Raw genomic sequence first — 24,709 nt, 5'->3', positions numbered from 1 at the left:
CGATGCCTTCGCGGGCAAGTCGGATCGCCGCACCGCTCGCTCCTACAGGTCATGCGCCAGTTTTGAAATGACACTGATCCTGTAGGAGCGAGGCTTGCCCGCGAAGAACGATGACGCGATATCCCTTCAAAAATCCAAATACTGGCCTTTCATCCAATTGTCATATTTCAGCCATAGAGTGTTCACACGGCCTGCTGATACTTGGCCCCGACTTAACACACCCTATCTGCTAGGAGTAAGGCATGAAACTGAAGCGTTTGATGGCGGCAATGACTTTTGTCGCTGCTGGCGTTGCGACTGCCAACGCGGTTGCCGCTGTTGACCCTGCTATCCCGAGCTACACCAAGACCACTGGTGTGTCGGGCAACCTGTCCAGCGTCGGCTCCGATACCCTGGCCAACCTCATGACCCTGTGGGCTGAGAACTACAAAAAAGAATACCCGAACGTAAACATCCAGATTCAGGCCGCTGGCTCTGCCACCGCGCCACCTGCGCTGACTGAAGGCACCTCCAACCTGGGCCCGATGAGCCGCAAGATGAAGGACACCGAACTGGCGGCCTTCGAGCAGAAGTACGGCTACAAGCCAACCGCTATCCCGGTGGCCGTGGACGCCCTGGCGGTCTTCGTACACAAAGACAACCCGATCCAGCACCTGACCATGGAACAAGTCGACGCGATCTTCTCCTCGACTCGTCTGTGCGGCGCCAAAGCTGATGTGAAAACCTGGGGCGACCTGGGTGTGACCGGCGACCTGGCCAACAAGCCAGTACAACTGTTCGGCCGTAACTCGGTATCCGGCACTTATGGCTACTTCAAAGAAGAAGCCCTGTGCAAAGGCGACTACAAGCCAAACGTCAACGAACAACCAGGTTCGGCTTCGGTCGTGCAGTCGATCAGCTCCTCGCTGAACGGCATCGGTTACTCGGGCATCGGCTACAAGACCGCCAGCGTGAAGACCGTGGCCCTGGCCAAGAAAGGCAGCACTGACTTCATCGAAGACAGCGAAGAAAACGCCCTGAACGGTAAATACCCGCTGTCGCGTTTCCTCTACGTATATGTCAACAAGGCCCCGAACAAGCCTCTGGCCCCGCTGGAAGCCGAGTTCGTGAAACTGGTTCTGTCCAAGCAGGGCCAGGAAGTTGTAGTGAAAGACGGCTACATCCCACTGCCAGCCAAGGTTGCTGCAAAAGCACTGGCTGACCTGGGTCTGGCGGAAGGCGGCGCTGAAGTCGCAAAAAAGTAAAACCCTAGGTCCGGGGTAAACCCGGACCTGCAGGAGCGAAGCTTGCCCGCGAAGGAATCGCCGCATCGCTCGCTCCTGCAAAGGCTCAGGGTTGCCACGCTGGCAACCCGGCCCCCCAAATTTCCGATCCACTGCCAGTTTCCACTGGCGGCGGATTTGTTGCGTCACTGCATTGTCATCTTTCTGTCATACAGGATCGCTAGGGTGTGCGCATGAATGATCTGGCCAATTCCACCATGACTACAAATCCCCCCAAGCGAATTGACTTCAATACGCCTGAGCTGCACCGCAAGCGCCGTATTCGTGCGCTGAAAGATCGCCTGACCCGTTGGTATGTGCTTGTCGGCGGCCTCGCCGTCCTGGGCGCGATCACCCTGATCTTCTTCTTCCTCGGTTATGTTGTCGCGCCGCTGTTCCAGGGGGCTGATCTGACCGCCAAAGACGCCATCACGCCCGCCTGGATGCAAGACGCCGGCAAGCCGCTGATGATCTCCCTTGAAGAACAGAACCAGGTGGCCATGCGGGTTTCCGACAAGGGCCAGGCGCTATTCTTTGATATCGATAGCGGCGCCGAACTGCGCCGTGTCGACCTGCCGATCCCGGCCGGTACCAGCGTGACCTCCATCGGTGAAGATCAACCCGGCCATCCATTGGTCGCAGTGGGGTTGTCCAACGGTCAGGTGCTGGTGTTCCGTCACACCTATAAAGTCAGCTACCCGGACGGCAAGAAAACCATCTCGCCGGCCATCGAATACCCGTACGGCGAAACGCCAATCGTGCTGAACGAGGCGGGCGGCGCTCTGGAGCACGTCAGCCTCAATGCCACCGATTCGACCCTGCTGCTGGCTGGCTCCACTGGTGCGCAACTGCATGTCATGTCGCTGACCAGCGAAGAAAACATGATGACCGGCGAAGTCACCAACGAGCAGAAACGTATCGACCTGCCGCAAATGACCGAGCCAGTGAAGAACATCTTCGTCGACCCGCGTCAGCAGTGGCTGTACGTGGTCAACGGTCGTGCTCAGGCTGACGTTTTCAGCCTGCGCGACAAGAGTCTCAACGGTCGCTACAAATTGCTCGAAGACGGCGATGCCGAGATTACCGCCAGCACCCAGCTGGTGGGTGGTATCTCACTGATCCTCGGCGACTCCAAGGGCGGTCTCGCCCAGTGGTTCATGGCTCGCGATCACGATGGCGAACTGCGCCTGAAGCAAATCCGCACCTTCCAGATGGGCGCTGCGCCGATTGTTGAAATCACCGCCGAAGAACGTCGAAAAGGCTTCGTTGCCCTTGATGCGTCCGGCAAGCTCGGCGTGTTCCACAGCACCGCGCACCGCACTTTGCTGGTGGATCAGGTGGTCGACGGCCAAGGCCTGTTCGGCCTGTCGCCACGGGCCAACCGCGTGATCGTGGAGCAAGGCGGCAAGCTGCAACCGTTGCTGCTCGACAACCCGCACCCGGAAGTTTCCTGGAGCGCGTTGTGGAGCAAGGTCTGGTACGAGAACTACGACGAGCCTAAATACGTCTGGCAATCGACCGCCGCCAACACCGACTTCGAACCCAAGCTGAGCCTCTCGCCGCTGACCTTCGGTACCCTGAAAGCCGCGTTCTACGCCATGCTGCTGGCCGCGCCCCTGGCCGTCGCCGCGGCGATCTACACCGCGTACTTCATGGCCCCGGGCATGCGTCGCAAGGTCAAGCCGGTGATCGAGCTGATGGAAGCGATGCCGACGGTGATCCTCGGCTTCTTCGCCGGCCTGTTCCTCGCACCGTATGTAGAAGGGCATTTGCCGGGCATCTTCAGCCTGCTGATGCTCCTGCCGATCGGCATTCTGGTGGCCGGTTTCGTCTTCAGTCGCCTGCCTGAGTCGATCCGCCTGAAAGTGCCGGACGGCTGGGAAAGCGCGATCCTGATTCCGGTGATTCTGTTCGTGGGCTGGCTGTCGCTGTACATGAGCCCGTACATGGAAGCCTGGTTCTTCGGCGGTGACATGCGTATGTGGATCTCCCACGACCTGGGCATCACCTACGACCAGCGCAACGCTCTGGTGGTCGGCCTGGCCATGGGCTTTGCAGTCATCCCGAACATCTACTCGATCGCCGAAGACGCCGTGTTCAGCGTGCCGCGCGGCCTGACCCTCGGCTCCCTGGCCCTTGGCGCCACGCCGTGGCAGACCATGACTCGCGTGGTGATCCTCACCGCCAGCCCGGGCATCTTCTCGGCGCTGATGATCGGCATGGGCCGTGCGGTCGGTGAAACCATGATCGTGCTGATGGCCACCGGTAACACCCCGGTCATGGAAATGAACCTGTTCGAAGGCCTGCGCACACTGGCAGCCAACGTCGCGGTGGAAATGCCCGAATCGGAAGTCGGCGGCAGCCACTACCGCGTGCTGTTCCTCTCGGCGCTGGTGCTGCTGTTGTTCACCTTCATCATGAACACCCTCGCGGAACTGATTCGTCAGCGTCTGCGCAAGAAATACTCGTCGCTTTAACAAAGGTAGAAGTCTGTGAAACAGAACTCCCTGAATGGATGGTTCAAGAGCGGCGCCCCCGGCGTCTGGATCAGCGGCGGCGCGGTGTCCATTGCGGTCATCATGACCATTGGCCTGCTGGCGGTGATTGCCGTGCGCGGTCTGGGGCACTTCTGGCCGGCGGACCTGATCCACGCCAATTACGACGTGCCGGGCCAGGCCAACCACCTGGTCATCGGCGAAGTGGTGCAGAAGGAAGAAGTGCCACGCGAGCGCCTGAAAACCGCTGGCCTGCCAGTGCCCGATCAGGGCCCGGAGTTCATGACTCGCGAGCTGATCAAAGTCGGCAACCGTGATCTGAACGGCACGGACTTCACCTGGATTGTCGGCGAGTGGCTGACCAACCAGAAAACCCCGCCAGAGCTGATGACCATCGAGCGTCGCGAGTGGGGCAACTTCTACGGCTATCTGGTCAACGTTAAAGAGGACGGCAAGGTCGTCGCTGAAGGCGAAGCCGCATGGCCTGAGTTGCAGGCCCGTGTCGATCGCGTCAACCAGTTGGCTGGGCAGCTCAAGAGCTTGGAAAAAACCGACATCGGCGCGATCAACGCCGGTCTCGAACGTGTTCGTCTGCACGGTCGCAAGCTGGAATTGGCCGGCCGTCTCGACGCTACCGCACAGGCGGACCTGGAGTCTGAGCGCGCCGAGCTGAATGCCCGTTATCAGGAAATCGAAGCGCGTCTGAACGACCTGCACAAGCAGTTCAACCGTGACAGCCTGACGGCTCGTGACGCGAACGGTAAAGAGGTCGAGATCGGCATCGGCAAAGTGGTTCACGCCTATCAGCCGAACGCCATGAGCACCTTTACCAAGGTGGGCTTCTACTTCAGCAAGGTCTGGGAATTCCTCAGTGATGACCCGCGCGAAGCCAACACCGAAGGCGGGATCTTCCCGGCGATTTTCGGCACCGTGATGATGACCTTGATCATGGCGATGATCGTCACTCCGTTCGGAGTGCTGGCGGCGGTCTACCTGCGTGAATACGCCAAGCAGAACACCCTGACCCGAGTGATCCGTATTGCGGTGAACAACCTGGCGGGCGTACCGGCGATCGTTTACGGCGTGTTCGGCCTGGGCTTCTTCGTTTATGTACTGGGCGGCTCGATCGACCGGTTGTTCTTCCCCGAAGCCTTGCCGGCGCCGACCTTCGGTACGCCGGGTCTGTTGTGGGCTTCGTTGACCTTGGCCCTGCTGGCTGTGCCGGTGGTGATCGTGGCCACCGAAGAAGGCCTGGCGCGGATTCCTCGCACCGTACGCGAAGGCTCGTTGGCCCTCGGCGCGACCAAGGCCGAGACCTTGTGGAAGATCGTGCTGCCGATGGCCAGCCCGGCAATGATGACCGGCATGATCCTCGCCGTGGCCCGCGCCGCCGGTGAAGTGGCGCCGCTGATGCTGGTGGGTGTAGTGAAACTGGCACCGTCGCTGCCGCTGGATGGCAACTACCCGTACCTGCACCTGGACCAGAAGATCATGCACCTGGGCTTCCACATTTATGACGTCGGCTTCCAGAGCCCGAACGTAGAAGCCGCGCGGCCGCTGGTGTATGCCACGGCGCTGCTGCTGGTGCTGGTGATCGCGACATTGAACCTGTCGGCCGTTTATATCCGTAACCACCTGCGCGAGAAGTACAAGGCGCTGGATAGCTGATCAACACCGAACTGTAGGAGCCGGCTTGCTGGCGAAGGCATCACCGCGGTGAGCCTGCGGGACCGAGTTGTCTGCATCGCCAGCAAGCCGGCTCCTACAAAGAATTGCGTAACCGCGGGCCTGGCCTGCGGTCCCGAACCGAATTTGTTAGCACAGGGAGCCTCCCATGCAGCACGAAGCACACACTCACGGCATCAACATGTCGGCCCTGGGCCGCGACAAACAGAGCCTGAGTCTCGAGCAGGAAACCGTGGCCATCGAAGTGCCGGGGTTGAGCCTGTTCTACGGCGACAAACAAGCGCTGTATGACGTCAGCATGAACATCCCGAAACAGCGCGTGACCGCCTTCATCGGCCCGTCCGGCTGTGGCAAGTCCACGCTGTTGCGCACTTTCAACCGCATGAACGACCTGGTGGATGGCTGCCGCGTCGAAGGCGCGATCAACCTCTACGGCAACAACATCTACCGCAAGGGCGAGGACGTGGCCGAGCTGCGTCGTCGCGTCGGCATGGTGTTCCAGAAGCCCAACCCGTTCCCGAAAACCATCTATGAAAACGTGGTTTACGGCTTGCGCATCCAGGGCATAAACAAAAAGCGCATCCTCGACGAAGCCGTCGAGTGGGCGTTGAAAGGCGCGGCGCTGTGGGATGAAGTCAAGGATCGTCTGCACGAGTCGGCACTCGGTCTGTCCGGTGGTCAGCAGCAACGTCTGGTGATTGCCCGCACCATCGCCGTGGAGCCGGAAGTGCTGCTGCTCGACGAACCGTGCTCGGCACTCGACCCGATCTCCACGCTGAAAGTCGAAGAGCTGATCTACGAACTGAAATCCAAGTTCACCATTGTTATCGTGACCCACAACATGCAACAGGCCGCGCGGGTTTCCGACTACACGGCGTTCATGTATATGGGCAAACTGGTGGAGTTCGGCGACACCGACACCCTGTTCACCAATCCGGCGAAGAAGCAGACCGAAGACTACATCACCGGTCGTTACGGCTAGGAAGCTGTTGTTGCTCACTGAACTGACGCTGCGGCCCACCGCACCTTACCGGACGCTCCAAGGACGCCAACATGATTAGTAAAGAAGGCCTTACCCATCACATCTCCCAGCAGTTCAACGCTGAGCTCGAGGAAGTGCGCAGCCACCTCCTGGCCATGGGCGGGCTGGTCGAGAAGCAGGTCAACGACGCGGTCACCGCGCTGATCGAGGCCGATTCCGGCCTGGCCCAGCAAGTGCGCGAGGTCGACGACCAGATCAACCAGATGGAACGCAACATCGACGAAGAATGCCTGCGCATTCTGGCCCGTCGTCAGCCGGCGGCGTCGGACTTGCGTCTGATCATCAGCATCTCCAAATCGGTGATCGACCTCGAGCGTATCGGCGACGAAGCCACCAAGATCGCCCGTCGCGCCATTCAGTTGTGTGAAGAAGGCGAAGCGCCGCGCGGTTATGTCGAGGTTCGCCACATCGGCGACCAGGTGCGCAACATGGTTCGCGATGCCCTGGACGCATTTGCCCGCTTCGACGCCGACCTGGCGCTGTCGGTGGCGCAGTACGACAAGATCATCGACCGCGAATACAAGACCGCGCTGCGCGAACTCGCCACCTACATGATGGAAGATCCACGCTCTATCTCGCGTGTCTTGAGCATTATCTGGGTGCTGCGTTCCCTTGAGCGAATCGGCGACCACGCGCGCAATATCTCGGAACTGGTGATTTACCTGGTGCGCGGCACCGACGTGCGTCACCTGGGCCTCAAGCGCATGAAGGAAGAAGTGGAAGGCACAAGTGCCGAAACCGCTAATGTTCCGGACAAAGCTGACGATAAGTAAGGTTGCCCAAGAAAAAGCGCCCGGCCTCTTGGCCGGGCGTTTTTGTTTGTGTGGCTTTTGAACTGAAAAGCCGAATTGAAAAGCAGCACCCGCGAACGAAAAGTCCCGGCGTGACTGAAGAGTTTTGGCAAAGTGCCATCAGCCAGCGTTATGCTTGCCGGGATTTTTAAAGGGGTGTTGGATGAGCAAGATCAGTGTGTTGGTCGTGGACGATGCGTCGTTCATTCGTGACCTGGTAAAAAAGTGCCTGCGCAACTACTTCCCGGGGATCCGGACCGAAGATGCAGTCAACGGTAAAAAGGCCCAGGCCATGCTGGCCAAGGAAGCGTTCGACCTGGTTCTGTGCGACTGGGAAATGCCGGAAATGTCCGGTCTGGAGTTGCTGACCTGGTGCCGTGAGCAGGACAACCTCAAGACCATGCCGTTCGTGATGGTGACCAGCCGTGGCGATAAAGAAAACGTGGTCCAGGCGATCCAGGCCGGGGTTTCCGGCTACGTCAGCAAGCCATTCACCAACGAGCAGCTGTTGACCAAGGTCAAGCAGGCCCTGAACAAGGTCGGCAAGCTCGATACCTTGATGAACAGCGCGCCGACCAAAATGAACTCGGCGTTCGGCAACGATTCCCTGAGCGCATTGACCGGTGGCAAAGCGGCGGTAGTCGCACCCTCGGCTGCAGCGGTCAACCCGTTTGCCAAACCTGCCGCCGCCGCGCCAGCCCCGGCTGCGGCGCCGTCTCGCGGCCTGCTCAACAATCCACCGGTCAAGGCGCCTGCCTCCGCATCAGCTGGCGGTCGTGGCCAAGGCCAACTGCGCCTGTCGAGCGGCACACAGCAATGCGTGATCAAGGCCTTGAGCATCAAGGAAGCGCTGCTGGTGGTGAAACGCACCGACACCTTGCCGCAAGTCCTCGACAACGCCGTACTCGACCTGGAGCAGGGCGACAATGCCGAAACTGCCCGTCTTAACGGCTACTTGCACGCCATCGTCGCCCACGAGCCGAAGCCGGACAGCGAGTGGCTGCAACTGACGTTCCGCTTTGTCGACCAGGATGCACAGAAGCTCGACTACATCTCCCGCCTGATCGCCCGTGGCACCGCGCAGAAGCACTTCGTACCGGGTGCGTAACGTGTACCGCTGATCGTTCCCACGCTCTGCGTGGGAATACCTCCCCGGACGCTCCACGTCCGCTTCGGATGGGACGCAGAGCGTCCCGTGCTGCATTCCCAGGCAGAGCGTGGGAATGATCATTTGAAACATCTGTCGACAACGCAGGTCCATTTCTGCTGCTAGGCTCCTTCCCAGGCCTACTCAACAGAATTTTGCCCATGCTCGCGCGCCTGCTGTTTTTCTGTGGTCTTTTCATGGCCTCCACCTCGGCTGTGGCCATGACGATCTATAAGTCCACTGATGCCAGTGGCGTGGTCTCTTACAGCGACCGCCCCACCAAAGGCGCGAAGGTGTTCGTTTTTCGCGACCGAATGGTCGAACACCTTGAGCGGCAGGTGTACCTCGACATCAAGAGGCTGAATGGCATGGACAGCGTGTTCGTGCGCAACGACCTGTATGCGCCGGTCGAGATCGAGCTGAGTTTCGACAGACTGCAGAACGTCAGCGGAGCGCCGAGCCGACCGATCCGGCGGGTGATGCCGGCGCGCAGTAACCTTCGTCTGGCCCTGCTCACGCCGACGAAGGCCGGAAGGCCGATCGTGTATAACCCAAGGTTCGCATATTTCCTGGGCGACCCCTCAGGGGCTGCCATGGCCTATCGATATCCGTTGCCCTGGCGTGGCGGTCCGTTTCGGCTGACCCAGGGCCCCAATGGCCAATACAGCCACTACGGACCGAAGAACCGTTACGCGATGGATATCGCCATGCCCGAAGGCACGCCGATCATCGCGGCGCGCGGCGGGGTGGTGGTGAAAACCGAGAATGGCCAGACCGGGCGCGGCAACGATCCATCGGGCAATTTCGTGCGGGTGTTGCACGATGACGGGACCATGGGCGTGTACCTGCACCTCAAGAAAGGTTCAGTCTGCGTACGGGAAGGTCAGCGGGTAGTGGTGGGCAGTGCGCTGGCGCTGTCGGGCAACACCGGCAACAGCAGCGGCCCGCACCTGCACTTCGTGGTGCAGCGCAATACCGGGTTGGGCCTGGTGTCCATTCCGTACCAGTTCAATCAACCGGTGGGGGCGTTGCCCAACTTTGCGTTGGGCAGTAGGAGCCGGCTTGCTGGCGATGAACGATAACGCGGTATAACAGAGACACCGCAGCGCTCCTGATCGCCAGCAAGCCGGCTCCTACAAGGGCGTGGCTCAGTCCAGCATCAACACCTTGGCCAATATGATCTTCGGCCCTTTCATCTTTTTGATGATGATCCGCAAACCTTCGACTTCCAGCACTTCTTCCTCTTCGGGCACCCGTTTCAGGGTTTCGTAGACCAGCCCGGCGAGGGTTTCGGCTTCGATGTGGTCCAGGTCGATGCCCAGCAGGCGTTCCACCTTGAACAGCGGCGTATCGCCCCGCACCAGCAGCTTGCCCGGCTGATACGCGAGGATCCCGCGTTCAGCCTTGCGGTGTTCGTCCTGAATGTCGCCCACCAGCACTTCCAGCACGTCTTCCATGGTCAGGTAGCCGATGATGTTGCCGTCGGCTTCCTCGACCAAGGCGAAGTGCGAGCCGCCCTTGCGGAACTGCTCCAGCAGTTGCGACAGCGGCATGTGCCGCGATACGCGCTCCAGTGGTCGGGTCAGTTCGGCGAGGTTGAACGACTCGGGAATGTGATCAAGGGCGGCCAGTTCCAGCAGCAGATCCTTGATGTGCAGCAGGCCGACGAACTCCTTGCGCTCGCTGTCGTACACCGGGTAGCGGCTGAACTTGTGGCGACGGAACAACGCCAGGATTTCCTTGAGCGGAGCGTTGAACTCGAGGGTGACCAGGTCTTCCCGGGAGTTGGCCCAGTCGACCACTTCCAGCTCGCCCATTTCCACCGCCGAGGCCAGTACGCGCATGCCTTGGTCGCTTGGGTCCTGGCCACGGCTGGAGTGCAGGATCAGTTTCAGTTCTTCGCGGCTGTAATGGTGCTCGTGGTGCGGGCCGGGCTCACCTTGCCCGGCGATGCGCAGAATCTGGTTGGCGCTGGCGTTGAGCAGGTAGATGGCCGGGTACATGGCCCAGTAGAACAAGTACAGCGGCACCGCCGTCCACAGCGACAGCAACTCGGGTTTGCGGATGGCCCAGGATTTTGGTGCCAGCTCACCGACCACGATGTGCAGGTACGAAATGATGAAGAACGCCGTGAAGAACGAAACTGCCTTGACCACTTCAGCGGAATCTACACCCACGGCACTCAGCACAGGCTCCAGGAGGTGCGCGAACGCCGGTTCGCCGACCCAGCCCAGACCCAGAGAGGCGAGGGTGATACCCAGTTGGCACGCTGACAGGTAAGCATCGAGCTGACTGTGTACGGTGCGCAGGATGTGCCCGCGCCAGCCGTGCTGTTCAGCGATGGCTTCGACCCGGGTCGAGCGCAGTTTGACCATGGCAAACTCTGCCGCAACGAAAAAGCCGTTGAGCAAAACCAGGATCAGAGCAAAAAGAATCATGCCGAAGTCGGCGAATATTGTTGCGAGGGTCAAGCCAGGGGAAGGGTCCATGATGGAGTTTTGCGGGTTCCGTGTATTCAAAAAAGGGGGAAATGCAGTGCCTGAAGGGCAGGCACAAGTCAGCCAATGTAGCGGCTGACTGATCGATTGCCTAGTGGCGAGTGCTAGTCGGTATCAGTCCGCGGCGCTGATCACGCGGGATTTGGTGACCTGGGCCGGCGCGAAATGGCAGGTAAACGTGCTGCCATGCCCCGGCACACTGCTGATTTCCATGCGTGCCCGGTGGCRCAGCAACACGTGCTTGACGATGGCCAGCCCCAGCCCGGTGCCGCCGGTGTTGGAATTGCGGCTGGAATCGACGCGGTAGAAGCGTTCGGTCAGGCGCGGCAGGTGTTTGCTGTCGATACCGATTCCCGAATCCTGCACGCTCAGGTGTGCACCTTGCTCGTCGCCCCACCAGCGAATGCGGATATTGCCTTCGGCCGGGGTGTATTTCACCGCGTTGAACACCAGATTGGAAAACGCACTGCGCAGTTCGGCTTCACTGCCCTTGAGCAGAATCGTCGGGTCGGCTTCCAGGGTGATGCGCTGATTTTTCTGACCCGACAGCTGCTGGGCGTCGCTCTTGATCGATTGCAGCAGGCTATCGATGGACACTGGTTGGTTGTCCGATGGGTAATCGGTGGCTTCCAGTTTGGCCAGCAGCAGCAAATCGTTAAGCAAGGTCTGCATGCGCCCGCCTTGCTGCTGCATTTGCTGTAGGGCACGGGTCCAGCGCGGATTCACGTCCTCGACGTTATCGAGCAGGGTTTCCAGGTAGCCGCAAATCACCGTCAGGGGCGTGCGCAGCTCGTGGGACACGTTGGCGATGAAGTCTTTGCGCATCTGCTCCAGCTGATGGATACGCGTCACGTCGCGCACCAGCATCAAGTGCTCGTTGTTGCCGTAGCGGGTGATGTACAGCTGAATGCGCAGGCGATCATTGATCGGCGACGGAATCTCCAATGGTTCGGCGTAGTTGTCCTGCTCGAAGTATTCCTTGAAACGCGGATGGCGCACCAGGTTGGTCACCGGCTGGCCGCTGTCCTGAGGAGTCTTGAGGCCGAGCAGGGTTTCGGCGGCGCGGTTCCACCACTCAAGGTTGCCGTCGCTGTCGAGCATGATCACTGCGTCTTTCAGCGCGGCAGTGGATTCCTGGACCCGGTCGATCACCGCTTGCAGGCGCCCGCGTACCCGTTGGTCGCGGCGTTGCAGGTGATAGATGCTGTCGAACACTTCGCCCCACAGGCCATAGCCGTCGGGCGGTGCTTCATCGGGTTGGTGCAGGCGCAGCCATTCGTGCAGGCGCAGCAGCTGTTTGAGGGTCCAGGCCAGGTAAACACCCAGGCCCACGGCGAGACTCCAGCCGTAGTAGCCGGAAATCAGGCCGATCACCAGGCAGGCGGTGACCAGCAACAGCATGTGGCGAATCAGGGTGCCATGCCAGTTTTGGTTCACGGAAAATATGCGTCCTTGTCAGCGAGGCTGGCGGCCGGCTCAGGCCTTGGTGGAAAACCGGTAGCCGGTGCCGCGCACGGTTTGTACCAGATTTTCGTAGGCATCGCCGAGGGCTTTGCGCAGGCGACGGATGTGCACGTCGACAGTGCGCTCTTCGACGTAGACATTGCCGCCCCAGACCTGATCCAGCAACTGGCCGCGGGTGTAGGCGCGTTCCTGGTGGGTCATGAAAAATTGCAGCAAGCGGTACTCGGTGGGGCCCATCTCGGCAGGTTTGCCGTCGATGGTCACGCGGTGGCTGATCGGGTCCAGCAGCAGGCCGCCGACTTCGATCGGCGCTTCGCCATCGGTCGGGCCGGCGCGACGCAGCACGGCTTTGAGGCGTGCCACCAGCTCACGGGGTGAAAATGGTTTGGTGATGTAGTCGTCGGCGCCGACTTCCAGGCCCTGGATCTTGTTGTCCTCTTCGCCCTTGGCGGTGAGCATGATGATCGGGATATCCCCGGTCAGTTCGTCGCGCTTGAGGCGGCGGGCCAACTCGATGCCGGAAGTGCCGGGCAGCATCCAGTCGAGCAGAATCAGGTCCGGTTTGCGGTCGACGATAATGGCATGGGCCTGCTGGGAGTTCTCCGCCTCCAGGCAGTCATAGCCGGCCATTTCCAACGCAACGGCGATCATTTCGCGAATGGGCGCTTCGTCGTCGACGATCAGAATGCTCCTGCCAACCATGCCTTAATCCTCTTGTCATTTAACTGTCTTGCGCCGCATTAGATAACGGAATTATTGCAGTCGTGTGACAGTATTTTAGCCGGCCTGCGATTGTCGCGATCCTGAACTAAGCTCTAATTCCGAATCCTGACAACCACAAAAGGAAGGTTTCCATGAATCACATTGCTAAATCCTGGAAGGTCCTGCTGGTCACGGCTGCGTTAACGCTGCCGTCCCTGGCCTTTGCGGCAGAACCCGCCATGATGAAAGGCGGCATGATGGTCGATCAGAAGGGTATGACCTTGTATACCTTTGACAAGGACAAGGACGGCAAGTCGATGTGCATGGGTGAGTGTGCGAAGAACTGGCCGCCGATGATGGCTCCGATGGATGCCAAGCCCATGGGTGAATGGAAGCCGATCAAGCGTGACGACGGCACAATGCAATGGACTTACGACGGCAAGCCAATGTACACCTACAAAATGGACAGCAAGCCGGGAGACATGAAAGGCGACGGCATGATGAAAATGTGGCACGTGATTGGCGAACACAAGTAAGTGATTTGCCTGCCCTGTAAACAGTCTGTAGCAGCTGGCGAAGCCTGAGTTCGGCAGCTGCTACAGATCAATCGCAGTCAACGTAATGCGTAATCCAGCACAATCCCCACAAAAATCGCCAACCCCGCCCAGTGGTTATGCAAAAACGCCTGGAAGCAACGCATCCGGTCTTTGCTGCGGGTGTACCAGAACTCCCACGCAAAGCAGCCTGCCGCCACCAGCAACCCAAGGTGGAACCAGCCACCGAGATGGAATTTCGAGCCAGCCAGCAACAGGCAGCCCAGCGCCAGGCCTTGCAAGGTCAGAATGATCACCCGGTCGGCATCGCCAAACAGGATCGCGGTGGATTTCACCCCGATCTTCAGGTCATCGTCGCGGTCGGTCATGGCGTAATAGGTGTCGTAGCCCACGGTCCACAGCAAGTTGGCGATCCACAGCAACCAGGCTGTCGCCGGCAACTCACCGGTCTCGGCAGTGAACGCCATCGGCATGCCCCAGGAGAACGCCGCGCCCAGCAYCACTTGTGGGTAATAGGTGTAGCGCTTCATGAACGGGTAAGTGAAGGCCAGGGCCAAACCGCCCAGCGACAGCCAGACCGTCGCCGCGTTGGTGCACAGCACCAGCAAGAAGCTCACACCCATCAGCACCGCGAAGAACACCAAGGCTTCTTTGGAGCTGATCTTGCCGCTCACCAGCGGCCGTTGCTCGGTGCGTTTCACATGGCCATCGACCTTGCGGTCCGCCCAGTCGTTGATCACGCAACCGCCGGCACGGGTCAGTACCACACCGAGCACGAAAATCACGATATTGGCCAGTGACGGCGAACCTTCACCGGCAATCCACAGTGCCCACAATGTCGGCCACAGCAGCAGGTAAATGCCGATCGGCTTGTCCATGCGGGTCAGCTGAATGAAATCCCAGGCCCGAGGATTCACGCGGTTCAGAGACTTGAGCAGGTTCTGGTACATCAGCAGTTCTCCGGATGCGCGCGGGCGGCGCTCCACAGGGTCGGCAGGAAAACCTCGGCCACCAGCACGCTCAGGGCGCCACGGTCGAAACGCGAGCGCCGGGCCCACAGTTCAGGTGCTTGAGCCTCCATCGGCAACCACGCTTGAGGATAGTGACAAACCTCGATGGCCCGGCGCTGAAATGCCTGATCGCAAAACAGCAATTCACCCAGAGAACGGCTACCCAGCTCATCCATATGCAATCCGTCGCCCTGCAGCGCGCTACGCGCCGCCACGCTGCGGGCAAACACCCAAGCTTCACCGTGGCCGCGCAGATACACCTCGCGCACCCAGCCTTCGCTGCCTTCGGCCAGCTCCAGCGCGGCACATTCGTCGGCGCGCAGCGATTGCCAGCCTTCGAACAGCGGCGTGACGCTGAAACCGTCATTCGACAAACGGGTCAGGCGTCGGGTCAGTGACCCTTCATCGAACAACCAATCGAGCGTAGACGTGTCGGGGCGGGGCATCAGTTGGCTTTGAGAAAGCCAGAGCGGCGTCGGGGAAGGGGCTTTTGAGTGCGGCACAGTGAGTCATTATTGGCAGCAAATGAGGCGGCGAGCTTACCATGTCAGGCGGCGAGTTTGATTGATCCGGCCTGCCGTTGCGCCGAACAGGCTTGCATCTGTCGGGCCCGATCAGTACAAAACGCCCTGAGCCGGACGGCAACGCTTCATCTATCGACCGTTCGCGCCGGCAAAAGCCTGAATCCCGAGGAAATACCTGAATGAAAAAGTGGCAATGTGTGGTCTGCGGCCTGATCTATAACGAAGCCGAAGGCTGGCCGGACGACGGTATTGCGGCGGGCACACCGTGGCAGGACGTGCCGGAAGACTGGCTGTGCCCGGACTGCGGCGTGGGCAAAATGGATTTTGAAATGATTGAAATCAACTAAGCATCCAAGGAGCTAGGAATGAACGCACCTGTCGTGATCGTCGGCACTGGGCTGGCTGGCTACAATCTGGCCCGGGAGTTTCGCAAACTCGATGGCGAAACCCCGCTGCTGTTGATTACCGCAGATGATGGGCGCTCCTACTCCAAGCCGATGCTTTCCACCGGCTTTGGCAAGAATAAAGACGCCGATGGCCTGAGCATGGCCGAACCGGGCGCCATGGCCGAGCAATTGAAGGCCGAAGTGCGTACCCACACACGCATCAGCGGCATCGATCCGGGCCACAAGCGCCTGTGGATCGGTGAAGAGTCGGTGATCTATCGCGACCTGATCCTGGCCTGGGGCGCGGAAACCGTGCGGGTGCCGATCGAAGGCGACGCGGCCGATGCCGTTTTCCCGATCAACGACCTTGAAGACTACGCACGTTTTCGCGCAGCCGCGGCCGGCAAGCGTCGGGTGCTGCTGCTGGGCGCCGGTTTGATTGGCTGCGAATTTGCCAACGACCTGATTCTCGGTGGCTACGAAGTGCAACTGGTTGCCCCCTGCGAACAAGTCATGCCGACCTTGCTCCACCCGGCGGCGGCCGCTGCGGTCCAGGCCGGCCTGGAAAGCCTGGGCGCGCGCTTCCACCTCGGGCCGGTGCTCAATCGCTTGCAGCGAGTGGCTGACGGCCTGGAAGCGCATCTGTCTGACGGCCAGGTCATCCCTTGCGACGTAGTGGTGTCGGCCATCGGTCTGCGTCCGCGCATCGACCTGGCGGCCGCTGCCGGGGTGCAGGTCAATCGTGGTGTGGTGGTCGACCGCCACCTGAAAACCTCTCACGCCAACATCTACGCCCTGGGCGATTGCGCCGAGGTCGACGGGCTGAATCTGCTGTACGTCATGCCCCTCATGAGCTGTGCGAGAGCGCTGGCCCAGACCCTCGCCGGAAACCCTACGGCGGTGAGTTACGGCCCGATGCCGATCACCGTGAAAACCCCGGTCTGCCCATTGGTGGTTTCGCCGCCGCCACGGGGCGCGGAGGGCGTCTGGACGGTCGAAGGGCGGGGCGCGGACATCAAGGTGCTGTGCCGCGACAGCGCCGGCAAATTGCTGGGCTATGCCCTGACCGGCGCGGCGGTGATGGAAAAACTCGCCCTGAACAAAGAACTTCCGGCCCTGTTGGCGTAAATGCCGGTCGTTCTGTCGGAATCACCCCGTTTTTGCCCCCACAAAGGTCGCGGGGAGACTGGCGCCGCTCTTGCGCGCATGCCATCCTCATTCCCGTCTGCCGCAGAGTAGAGCACCTGCGGCGCCTTGGGCGCTGTTCCAACGAGAACAGCACGGACATAACAACAAAAAACCGTCAAAGGGGCTTCACTCATGCGTAAACCAGAACTCGCCGCTGCCATCGCGGAAAAAGCAGATCTCACCAAAGAACAGGCCAATCGCGTTCTCAACGCCGTTCTCGAAGAAATCACCGGCGCTCTGCATCGCAAGGATAGCGTCACGCTGGTGGGCTTCGGCACCTTCCTGCAACGCCATCGCGGTGCCCGCACCGGCAAAAACCCGCAAACCGGTGAGCCGGTAAAAATCAAGGCCAGCAACACTGTTGCGTTCAAGCCAGGCAAGTCGTTGAAAGACAGCGTTAATCCGTAACACGCACCGACTTCCCGCACAGCGGGCGAGCGGGATAAAAAATGGGCACGCCAACGAGGTTGGGTGCCCATTTTTTCTGTCTGGCGGATCAGCCGACTCGGCTTTGTTTCCTGGCGAGAATCGCTGCTATTTCCGGCTCATTCAGGTGATCCAGCGCGCGCTCCACCAACAAATGCACCCCGTCGGCCAGGCGGCTGAGCGCCTCATTCCTCGTCCAAATCTTCCTCATCGATCAGTCCTTGAACGAAACGGAGGAAGTTCGAGCAAATAGGCTTCTCGGATTCAGCCTGGTTCTCTTCCGGGCTAAGGTCACTATCAAACGTGTCAGTCGTGAAATAACTGATGGCTCCCGAATCAAGGTTCAAGCAAAAGAAATTGCCGCCCAGGTCGTCTGCGAAAGGAAGGAGATGTGCAGGAAGAACTTGTTTCTTCAGCATCAACTGATAGGTGGACAGCAGCGTGGGTTCACCATAGGTAATCGGCCTGAAAGAGGCGACTTCGATGGGGTCGAAAAAGTCTTCGCTGACCCAATAAGCTCGTTCCGGCATGCCGCCGTTGTACTTGAGGTAATGGTTTCGAAAGGGAGCCGGTAGCTTCTTGCCGATGACGGACTCCAGCTGGTCCAGATTCGCTGGGGTAATGGCCTTTTCGTAATCTGAGAATTTGTTTTCAAGCATTGAAATCTCCAATCATGAGCAGCGCCCAGGTTTGACTTTGGTGTTGGGAATCTTGTTGGCGAGCCAGCCTTTCTTAGACGCTGCTAGGACTGATTCGCTGCTGTCGTAATTAACTTTGAAATGTTTCTCATATTGCGCAACTGAGCCGCCATGGGGATAGGTGGCTTCGTGGGCAGATTTCCTGACAAGCTGCATCGTTGTGTTACCCGTTTTAGGGTCGAAGTCATCAACGTGGTGCCAGGTATAGTCCTTCTTGGCACTCCTTGGAATACCGGCTTCTTTATAGGCTTGAGTAAAGTCACGCGACCTGGAGCCTTGCATCTTGATAGTCACGATATTTTTTTGTGCGCCTTTAATCGGATACAAATCACTGCTTCCCGTGAAATCTACCCCGGCATACGCCCAGCCCCATGGATCCGCCCAACCGATAGGGTTCGGAGCGTATTGGTAAAGATTGAGCCCACCTTCCAACCCAATCGGATCCGGCGTCGTAAACCGCCCCACATCCGGATCATAAAACCTGAACGTATTGAAATGCAGCCCCGTCTCCCGGTCCAGGTACTGCCCCTGAAACCGCAGGTTCTGCTCCTCAATGTAATACGGCTCGCGCACCTCTTCTAACGTGTTGCCCCACACCCGATAACTCGCCTGCCAGACGTTGTGGCCGTCCGCCTCGGTGAGCTGTTCCGGCAGGCCGTTGAGGTCGTTGTGGTAGTAGCGGATTTTTTGCAGTGGGCCGGTGCCGTCGACGCGGGCCAGGGGCTCGTAACCTTCGTCTTCGTAGAGGTAGAGGCTGGTCTGTTGATGGCGATGTTCCTGCAACAGGCGCAGGCCGTCCCAGGTGAAGCGGGTTTCGCCGAGAGGGTAGCCGTTGGTGTCGTGTACGGTTTTTTCGATGCGCCGGCCCAGCGGGTCGTAGGTCATCCTGACCACGCTGCCGTTTGCGTTGCGCACTTCGATCAACCGGCTTTCGGCGTCGTAACCGAAGCGTTGCAAGCCCCGTTGAGCGCTACGTTTTTCGATCATCCGGCCAAACGCGTCATAGCGATAACGCTTGTCCTGATAGGTCAGCAGTTTGTTGTGAACCACCAGCCCGGCGCCGGGTTGTGGGCCGTCCAGCAGGTTGGCGGCGGCGTCGTAGGCGAAGGTTTCGCGCTGGCCGTGCAGGCTGTCCTGGCTGGCGATGATGCGGCCAGTGGCGTCGTAGTGCAGCAGTTGGCGGTGTTGTGCGGCGGGTTGCTGGTCGAGTTTGCCGATCAGGTTGTCGGCGGGGTCGTACTCGAAGTGCTTTTGTACCGCTGCCGGCATCAGCGATGGCTGACTGCTGTGACGGCGTTGGCGTGAGCGTAAACGCCCGCTGCGGTCGTATTCGCTACGAGTGCTGATCTGGCCCTGGGTGCGCAGCACTTCGCGGTGCAGGCGGTCGCGTTCGAAGTCGCTGATGACCTGGGCGTCGTAACTGAATTGGGTGCGTTCGCCGAGGGCATCGGTGATCGTTTGCAGATAGCCCCGGTTGTCGTAGTTGAACCGCGTCGGATAACCCGAACAATCGATGTGTTCGACCAGTTGGCCGAACGGGTTCCAGCGCAGTCTTTTGCTTTTGCCGGTGGCGTCGATGATCTCGACGACCTGGCCTTGGGTGTCGTAGCGGTAGCGGGTGATGTGGCCCTGCGGATCGGTTTCGGCGATGCAGTTGCCTCGCTGATCGTAGCAAGTTTGCTCCCTATCGGCGGCGCAGCCGTCGTAACCGGCTGATCGATACCTTTGAAAAAGACGGCGCTGGTGAGATCGATGACGAGCACAACTCAGGTAAATTGAACGAGGAAATATCCAGCTTCGTCGCCTTCCTTCATCTTTTTCGCCCGGTTGTCGGCAAAAACGTAGCCGATGCCACCGCCGAACAATCCTTCGTGGCGAGAACTGATTTTTGCGATATCGGCGTCCAATATCTGGGCTAGAAAATAATAGCGAGGGCTTTCATACAACGGATCTTGCAACCAGCCAGGGCGACCTAATATTTTGCTGATACTGGCGCCGCAGTCCGGATCCTCCAGCTCTTCGGTCATTTGTTCGTCCGTGAGGGGTTGCTGGGCAATGTAGCTTCGCGGAATCGGATCTTCCAGGGTCGGTGGCATAAGCTCGAAAGGCGCCAGCGTATGAAGCAGAACTTTACTATGTCCCTGTGCCAGCTTTTCCATCTCGCTCTGTTGGTGGACAGTCAATTGGCGTAACGATGACCGTTTGTACGTATCGCCTTCACGCTCCACGGAAACGAATACTGTCAGAGCCATACCCGACGGTATAAAAGAAGTGCTGAGGAAATCCGATGTCATCATAAGCACTGGTAGCATCAAATGACCCTTGGTTGGATCCTTTGGCCACAGATCAATATCGGTGAGTCGAGCGCCCCCGCCTATTTGTCCAAGGTTATGGTCTTTTTCGGAGAGGATGATTTGATTGATGCCCATAGTCCGTGATCCTTTAGAAGCAGCCTTTTCTTTTGGCGAATGATGTGGAAAAACGCCTTGCTGTTCGTGCCTGTTGTTGGGTGATGATGCCGGTTCTGACCAATGAGTTGTGAATAGCTTGGGACATGAGGCGAATTTCCAGCTTCCCGCGCTTGAGCATTTGATTAGGTCCCAGCCCGCGAGCACGGCGCAAACGATTTTCCTCGGCATGCACCATGTCGTGATGTTCGGGCGATAGCGCAATGGAAGGGTTACCTTTATAGCGCCGGCCCTTTGCAATACCTTTCTCTTCCAGAAACTTATTACGAACAATCTCGTGTGCTTCCAGCCCATCATTCTTGTGGGCTTTGGCACCGTAACCGGCCACCTCACCTTCTTTTAGCAGTCCAAGTGGGTCAATCCACCCGGTGGAGTTGGGAGCGTACTGGTAGAGATTGTATCCCCCCGCGAGCCCAATCGGATCCGGCGTAGTAAACCGCCCCACATCCGGATCATAAAACCGAAACGTGTTGTAGTGCAGCCCGATCTCCCGATCCAGATACTGTCCTTGGAACCGCAAATTCTGCTCTTCGATGAAGTACGGTTCACGCACCTCTTCAACTGTGTTACCCCACACCTGATACCGTGTCTGCCACACCGTATGCCCGTCGACTTCGGTCAGTTGTTCCGGCAGCCCATTCAGGTCGTTGTGGTAATACCGCACGCTCTGGTGTTCGCCTGTCCCATCAACGCGAGCCAGCGGCGCATAGCTATCTTCTTCATAGATATACAGGCTGGTCTGGCTATGCCGATGCTCTTGCAACAGGTGTAAGCCTTCCCAGTCGAAACGAGTTTCTCCCAAGGGATAGCCGTGACTGTCATGTTCGGTTTTAGCGATGCGTCGGCCCAGTGGGTCATAGGTCATTTTCACGACCGTTTCCCGCTCGCCTTTCTGGCTGCGCACTTCAATCAAGCGACTCTCGGCGTCGTAACCGAAGCGCTGCAGGCCCCTTTTAGCGCTGCGTTTTTCGATCATCCGGCCAAACGCGTCATAGCGATAACGCTTGTCCTGATAGGTCAGCAGTTTGTTGTGCACCACCAGCCCGGCGCCGGGTTGTGGGCCGTCCAGCAGGTTGGCGGCGGCGTCGTAGGCGAAGGTTTCGCGCTGGCCGTGCAGGCTGTCCTGGCTGGCGATGATGCGGCCGGTGGCATCGTAGTGCAGCAGTTGGCGGTGTTGCGCGGCGGGTTGCTGGTCGAGTTTGCCGATCAGGTTGTCAGCGGGGTCGTACTCGAAGTGCTTTTGCACGGCCGCCGGCATCAGCGATGGCTGGCTGGTGTGTCGGCGTTGGCGTGAGCGTAAGCGGCCGCTACGGTCATATTCGCTGCGGGTGCTGATCTGGCCCTGGGTGCGCAGCACTTCGCGGTGCAGGCGGTCGCGTTCGAAGTCGCTGATGACCTGGCCGTCGAGGTTGATCTGGTGCAGGTGGCCGCTGCCGTAGTACAGGCGATTGAGCCAGCGGCCGTCGGGCAGTTGGGTCTGGATCAGATTGCCGAGTTCGTCGTAGTGGTAGTGCAGGTTGCCGGCCGCGCTTTGTTCTTCGAGCAATTGACCGAGGGCATCGTAGGCGAAGCTCAGGGTTTGTGCGTGGCCCTGGTGGTCGGTGAAGGTGACGGCGGTGAGCTGGTCCAGTGAGTCGTAGGTGTAGTCGGTGCGGCCATCGTCGGTGACTTTGGCGATCAGCCGGCCGACGGCGTCGCGTTCCAGTCGGTGAACGATGGGAGCGGGGGGCGACTCGGGGACGACGGCCAGGCCGTTGCCGTAAGGCGCCGGCACAGCCGTGACCGCCGCGACGTTATCCAGCAGGTCATAGGTGTAGCGCTTGGCACTGCCATCCAGATCCTGCTGTTCGGTCAGCCGATCCCCTGCATCCCAGGCGAAGCGATAACTTTCGCCATTCTCATTGGTCAGCGCTTGCAGCCGCCCATAGCGGTCATATCCGAACTGCACCTGCCGGCCATGGGCGTCGGTACGCTGACGCACCTGGCCGCGGCGGTTGTGTTGATACAGGGTGGTGTGCCCGGCGGGGTCGGTATAACCGGTCAACTGGCCACTGACGTCGCGCTGATACTGCTCGGTGCGGCCGTCCGGCAATTGGCTGCTGAGCAACCGTCCCTGGGCGTCGTAACTGAATTGGGTGCGTTCGCCGAGGGCATCGGTGATCGTTTGCAGATAGCCCCGGTTGTCATAGCTGAACCGCGTCGGATAACCCGAGCAATCGATGTGTTCGACCAGTTGGCCGAACGGGTTCCAGCGCAGCCTTTTGCTTTTGCCGGTGGCGTCGATGATCTCGACGACCTGGCCCTGGGTGTCGTAGCGGTACCGCGTTACATGGCCCAGCGGATCGGTTTCGGCGATGCAGTTGCCGCGCTGATCGTAGCGATATTGCCAACTGTTGCCCGCGGTATCGGTTTCCACCAGCGGCAAGGCCCAGTGTTCGAGCCATAAGGTCGAGTCACTGCGGCCCAGCGGGTCGGTTTCTCCGATCAGGTTGCCGGCGTCGTCGTAGCTGTATTCGTAGCGTCCGCCCAGCGGGTCGGTCGCGCTGAGCAATTGGCGTTCGTCGTTCCACTCGAACTGCCAGGTCTGGCCGAGGTTGTCGGTGTATTCGGTGATCTGGTGCTGGGTGTTCCAGCGTCGTGTGCTGATGCGCTGTGAGCCGTCGGTGATGCGTGTGACACCGGCCTTCAGGTCATAGTCGAACTGGTAAGTGTCGCCTTCGTCGGTCCAGTGCCCGACCACGCGCCATTCAAGGTCTTCAACCAACGCCCATTCATAGAAACAACGCAGCCCCGTGGGCAACTGATGCTCGACCATCCGCCGCCCGGCGTCGTAGGCGAAGCGCCGTTGTACCTGGCCGATGGCATCGCGCACTTCGGCCAGATTGCCCATTGCGTCGTAACCGTAGCTGACGAGTATTTCGCGGTGTTGATCGGGGTACAGACGTTCCACCCGAGCCACACGACCGCCTTCTTGAATCAGCTCGACCTGCACCAGATCGAAAGTATCCCGCAGGCGCGCCAACCGTCCGGTTTCGTCATAGTCGAGGTGGATACGGTTGTCATTGCGGTCGCCCAATTGATCAAGGCGCAGCAGTGCTGTATTGCCCGGCGTCGGATTGAACAAGCGGTACATGCCGTCATCGCTTTCGATCAACAGTTGTCCATTAACGTGCCGCCGAACACTCAGCCCTTCACCCGCACTGAACACCGCGCCGCCCAGAGGAATCGAGCCCATATCGATGCGCCGGCCCTGCTCATCGGTGTAGACCAGCGTTTCTCCACCCTCCGGGTGAGGCAGGATTTCAACACACACCTCGTAGGACACGCTCCAACCGGCGCCGAACAGCCCGTCGCGGCGTTCGTCACGGCTGTTGTAGAAGCGCTGCCAATCGATCGGCAAGATGCCCGGCAGCACGAAATCCAGCTCTTCGTCCCCACCTAGCACCTTGGCCCCGGTGGCGGCATGCACCGGGTTCGACGAACCCATGGCGGCGTTGGCCATGGCGCCCATGGCGCTGCTGACAGCCATCGACGTCGCGCCGCCGATCAGCATGCACGGCAATTTGCTGAAGAACTTGCCCTTGCCGCCCTTGAGCATCAGCAACGCGGTGACCGCCAGCCCCACGCCCGGGGTCTTGCCGCTGCGGATCTCACGTACTACCACCGAACCGCCACCAATGGTCACGTTCGATGAGATCAGCCCGGACGATACGACCTTGGCGTCGCAGGTGGTGCGGTCGCCGCTGCGCACGGCGGGCTGGCCGTTGATGGTGACTTTGTCCGAGCCCTCGGCCAGAAACTGCGGCGGCATCGGCGGATGCTTCATGCAGGTGACCAGATCCAGCGGCTTGGGCACTGCGCCGGGCGCCGGGGTGGCGACGGTGGGGCGCCACATCTGCGAGAAGAAGCTCTCGGCGATGTCCAGATAGCTGGGCTCGGCTTCGGGCTCGGGTGCCTCCAGCTCGGTGCCGGCCGGCGCAACATGGGACGGAATCGCCCCGGCGGCCCGGGCGGCGGGCATGTTGTTGGTCAGGGTGTTGGTGGAACCGGTGAGAATCGTCGCCTGCACCGTGGGCGGAAACAGCGCATTGCTGAAGCTCTCGCACAGGTTGCTCAAGCCCTTGTCGGCCCCGGTCTTGCTCATGGCGAGGCCGACGATGGTGCCCACCACCGCGCCGAGCAGGAAGCAGCCGAGGCCGCCGGTGGCGACAGTGATGCCCGTGGCCGCCACCACGGCAGCCGTCGCCACCGCGGTGATCGCGATGTTCGCTGCCACCTCCAGCACGCCGCCAAGAATGTCGGCCATCATCGAGGTGTGGTCGAGTGCATCGCCCAGCCGGGCGGCCCAGAGTGCGTCAGACATGCAGG

General features: G+C 59.9%; 19 protein-coding genes and 2 pseudogenes. 11 read left to right on the top strand and 10 right to left on the bottom strand.

Features of this window, described 5'->3' with window-relative positions; genetic code table 11:
• Positions 1-242 precede the first annotated feature (242 nt).
• The 7 genes from AC1DIS_RS07940 (at position 243) to AC1DIS_RS07910 (ending at position 9,505) form a co-directional block, all read left to right on the top strand.
• Complete coding sequence (locus AC1DIS_RS07940) at positions 243-1,244, top strand: phosphate ABC transporter substrate-binding protein PstS (protein WP_018927390.1); 1,002 nt, start codon at positions 243-245, stop codon at positions 1,242-1,244.
• 461 nt (positions 1,245-1,705) lie between these two features.
• Positions 1,706-3,739 carry an ABC transporter permease subunit gene (locus tag AC1DIS_RS07935; RefSeq protein WP_172901218.1) on the top strand — a complete coding sequence of 678 codons (2,034 nt, stop codon included), beginning with the start codon at positions 1,706-1,708 and terminating at the stop codon, positions 3,737-3,739.
• Positions 3,740-3,754: 15 nt separating this feature from the next.
• Positions 3,755-5,425, top strand: coding sequence for a phosphate ABC transporter permease PstA (gene pstA / locus AC1DIS_RS07930; RefSeq protein ID WP_018927392.1), 1,671 nt, complete (start codon positions 3,755-3,757; stop codon positions 5,423-5,425).
• 166 nt (positions 5,426-5,591) lie between these two features.
• Positions 5,592-6,425 (top strand): phosphate ABC transporter ATP-binding protein PstB, encoded by an 834-nt coding sequence (gene pstB, locus AC1DIS_RS07925; RefSeq protein ID WP_008150054.1) that lies wholly within the window; start codon positions 5,592-5,594, stop codon positions 6,423-6,425.
• 71 nt (positions 6,426-6,496) lie between these two features.
• Positions 6,497-7,258, top strand: coding sequence for a phosphate signaling complex protein PhoU (gene phoU / locus AC1DIS_RS07920; protein ID WP_007934507.1), 762 nt, complete (start codon positions 6,497-6,499; stop codon positions 7,256-7,258).
• A gap of 181 nt (positions 7,259-7,439) precedes the next feature.
• On the top strand, positions 7,440-8,384 hold the full coding sequence (locus AC1DIS_RS07915) for a response regulator (RefSeq protein ID WP_086945212.1): 945 nt from the start codon (positions 7,440-7,442) through the stop codon (positions 8,382-8,384).
• A gap of 200 nt (positions 8,385-8,584) precedes the next feature.
• The gene (locus AC1DIS_RS07910; protein WP_018927394.1) at positions 8,585-9,505 is read left to right on the top strand and encodes a peptidoglycan DD-metalloendopeptidase family protein; all 921 of its coding nucleotides are present in this window, start codon (positions 8,585-8,587) and stop codon (positions 9,503-9,505) included.
• Positions 9,506-9,571: 66 nt separating this feature from the next.
• On the opposite strand, the gene AC1DIS_RS07905 is transcribed toward AC1DIS_RS07910, so the two are convergent.
• The 3 genes from AC1DIS_RS07905 to phoB form a co-directional block, all read right to left on the bottom strand.
• Entirely contained in the window at positions 9,572-10,912 is a 1,341-nt protein-coding gene (locus AC1DIS_RS07905) for a hemolysin family protein (RefSeq protein ID WP_018927395.1), read from the bottom strand.
• 123 nt (positions 10,913-11,035) lie between these two features.
• Positions 11,036-12,358: a phosphate regulon sensor histidine kinase PhoR gene (gene phoR, locus AC1DIS_RS07900; RefSeq protein WP_477780815.1), complete on the bottom strand. Its 1,323-nt coding sequence runs from the start codon at positions 12,356-12,358 to the stop codon at positions 11,036-11,038.
• Between the two features lie 39 nt (positions 12,359-12,397).
• A complete protein-coding gene (gene phoB, locus AC1DIS_RS07895) occupies positions 12,398-13,087 on the bottom strand; it encodes a phosphate regulon transcriptional regulator PhoB (protein ID WP_007896474.1) in 690 nt (229 codons plus the stop codon).
• Positions 13,088-13,239: 152 nt separating this feature from the next.
• Between phoB and AC1DIS_RS07890 the strand changes: the two genes are divergently transcribed.
• Entirely contained in the window at positions 13,240-13,623 is a 384-nt protein-coding gene (locus AC1DIS_RS07890) for a COG4315 family predicted lipoprotein (protein WP_018927397.1), read from the top strand.
• Between the two features lie 77 nt (positions 13,624-13,700).
• On the opposite strand, the gene ubiA is transcribed toward AC1DIS_RS07890, so the two are convergent.
• Positions 13,701-14,591, bottom strand: coding sequence for a 4-hydroxybenzoate octaprenyltransferase (gene ubiA, locus AC1DIS_RS07885; protein ID WP_477780814.1), 891 nt, complete (start codon positions 14,589-14,591; stop codon positions 13,701-13,703).
• A complete protein-coding gene (locus tag AC1DIS_RS07880; protein ID WP_086945211.1) occupies positions 14,591-15,154 on the bottom strand; it encodes a chorismate--pyruvate lyase family protein in 564 nt (187 codons plus the stop codon). Before AC1DIS_RS07880 ends, ubiA begins: the two co-directional genes overlap by 1 nt.
• Positions 15,155-15,354: 200 nt before the next feature.
• On the opposite strand from AC1DIS_RS07880, the gene AC1DIS_RS07875 reads away from it, so the two are divergent.
• From AC1DIS_RS07875 to AC1DIS_RS07865, 3 genes are all read left to right on the top strand, one after another.
• Positions 15,355-15,522 carry a rubredoxin gene (locus AC1DIS_RS07875; RefSeq protein ID WP_007896465.1) on the top strand — a complete coding sequence of 56 codons (168 nt, stop codon included), beginning with the start codon at positions 15,355-15,357 and terminating at the stop codon, positions 15,520-15,522.
• 18 nt (positions 15,523-15,540) lie between these two features.
• Entirely contained in the window at positions 15,541-16,689 is a 1,149-nt protein-coding gene (locus AC1DIS_RS07870) for an NAD(P)/FAD-dependent oxidoreductase (RefSeq protein ID WP_477748448.1), read from the top strand.
• A 192-nt stretch (positions 16,690-16,881) separates the two neighbouring features.
• The gene (locus tag AC1DIS_RS07865) at positions 16,882-17,157 is read left to right on the top strand and encodes an HU family DNA-binding protein (protein ID WP_003213368.1); all 276 of its coding nucleotides are present in this window, start codon (positions 16,882-16,884) and stop codon (positions 17,155-17,157) included.
• An 88-nt stretch (positions 17,158-17,245) separates the two neighbouring features.
• Here AC1DIS_RS07865 and AC1DIS_RS07860 read toward each other — a convergent pair.
• From AC1DIS_RS07860 to AC1DIS_RS07840, 5 genes and pseudogenes are all read right to left on the bottom strand, one after another.
• A pseudogene (locus AC1DIS_RS07860) lies at positions 17,246-17,359 on the bottom strand (DUF6124 family protein); the annotation flags it as partial.
• A gap of 1 nt (position 17,360) precedes the next feature.
• Complete coding sequence (locus AC1DIS_RS07855; protein WP_138866532.1) at positions 17,361-17,834, bottom strand: SMI1/KNR4 family protein; 474 nt, start codon at positions 17,832-17,834, stop codon at positions 17,361-17,363.
• Positions 17,835-17,960: 126 nt separating this feature from the next.
• A pseudogene (locus tag AC1DIS_RS07850) lies at positions 17,961-19,544 on the bottom strand (HNH endonuclease signature motif containing protein); the annotation flags it as partial.
• A 95-nt stretch (positions 19,545-19,639) separates the two neighbouring features.
• Positions 19,640-20,302, bottom strand: coding sequence for a hypothetical protein (locus AC1DIS_RS07845; protein WP_477748449.1), 663 nt, complete (start codon positions 20,300-20,302; stop codon positions 19,640-19,642).
• Between the two features lie 13 nt (positions 20,303-20,315).
• Positions 20,316-24,704, bottom strand: coding sequence for an RHS repeat-associated core domain-containing protein (locus tag AC1DIS_RS07840; RefSeq protein ID WP_477748450.1), 4,389 nt, complete (start codon positions 24,702-24,704; stop codon positions 20,316-20,318).
• Positions 24,705-24,709 lie beyond the last annotated feature (5 nt).

This window comes from Pseudomonas sp. 05N433 (assembly GCF_056396925.1).
This window is presented reverse-complemented; position numbering and strand designations above follow the sequence as displayed.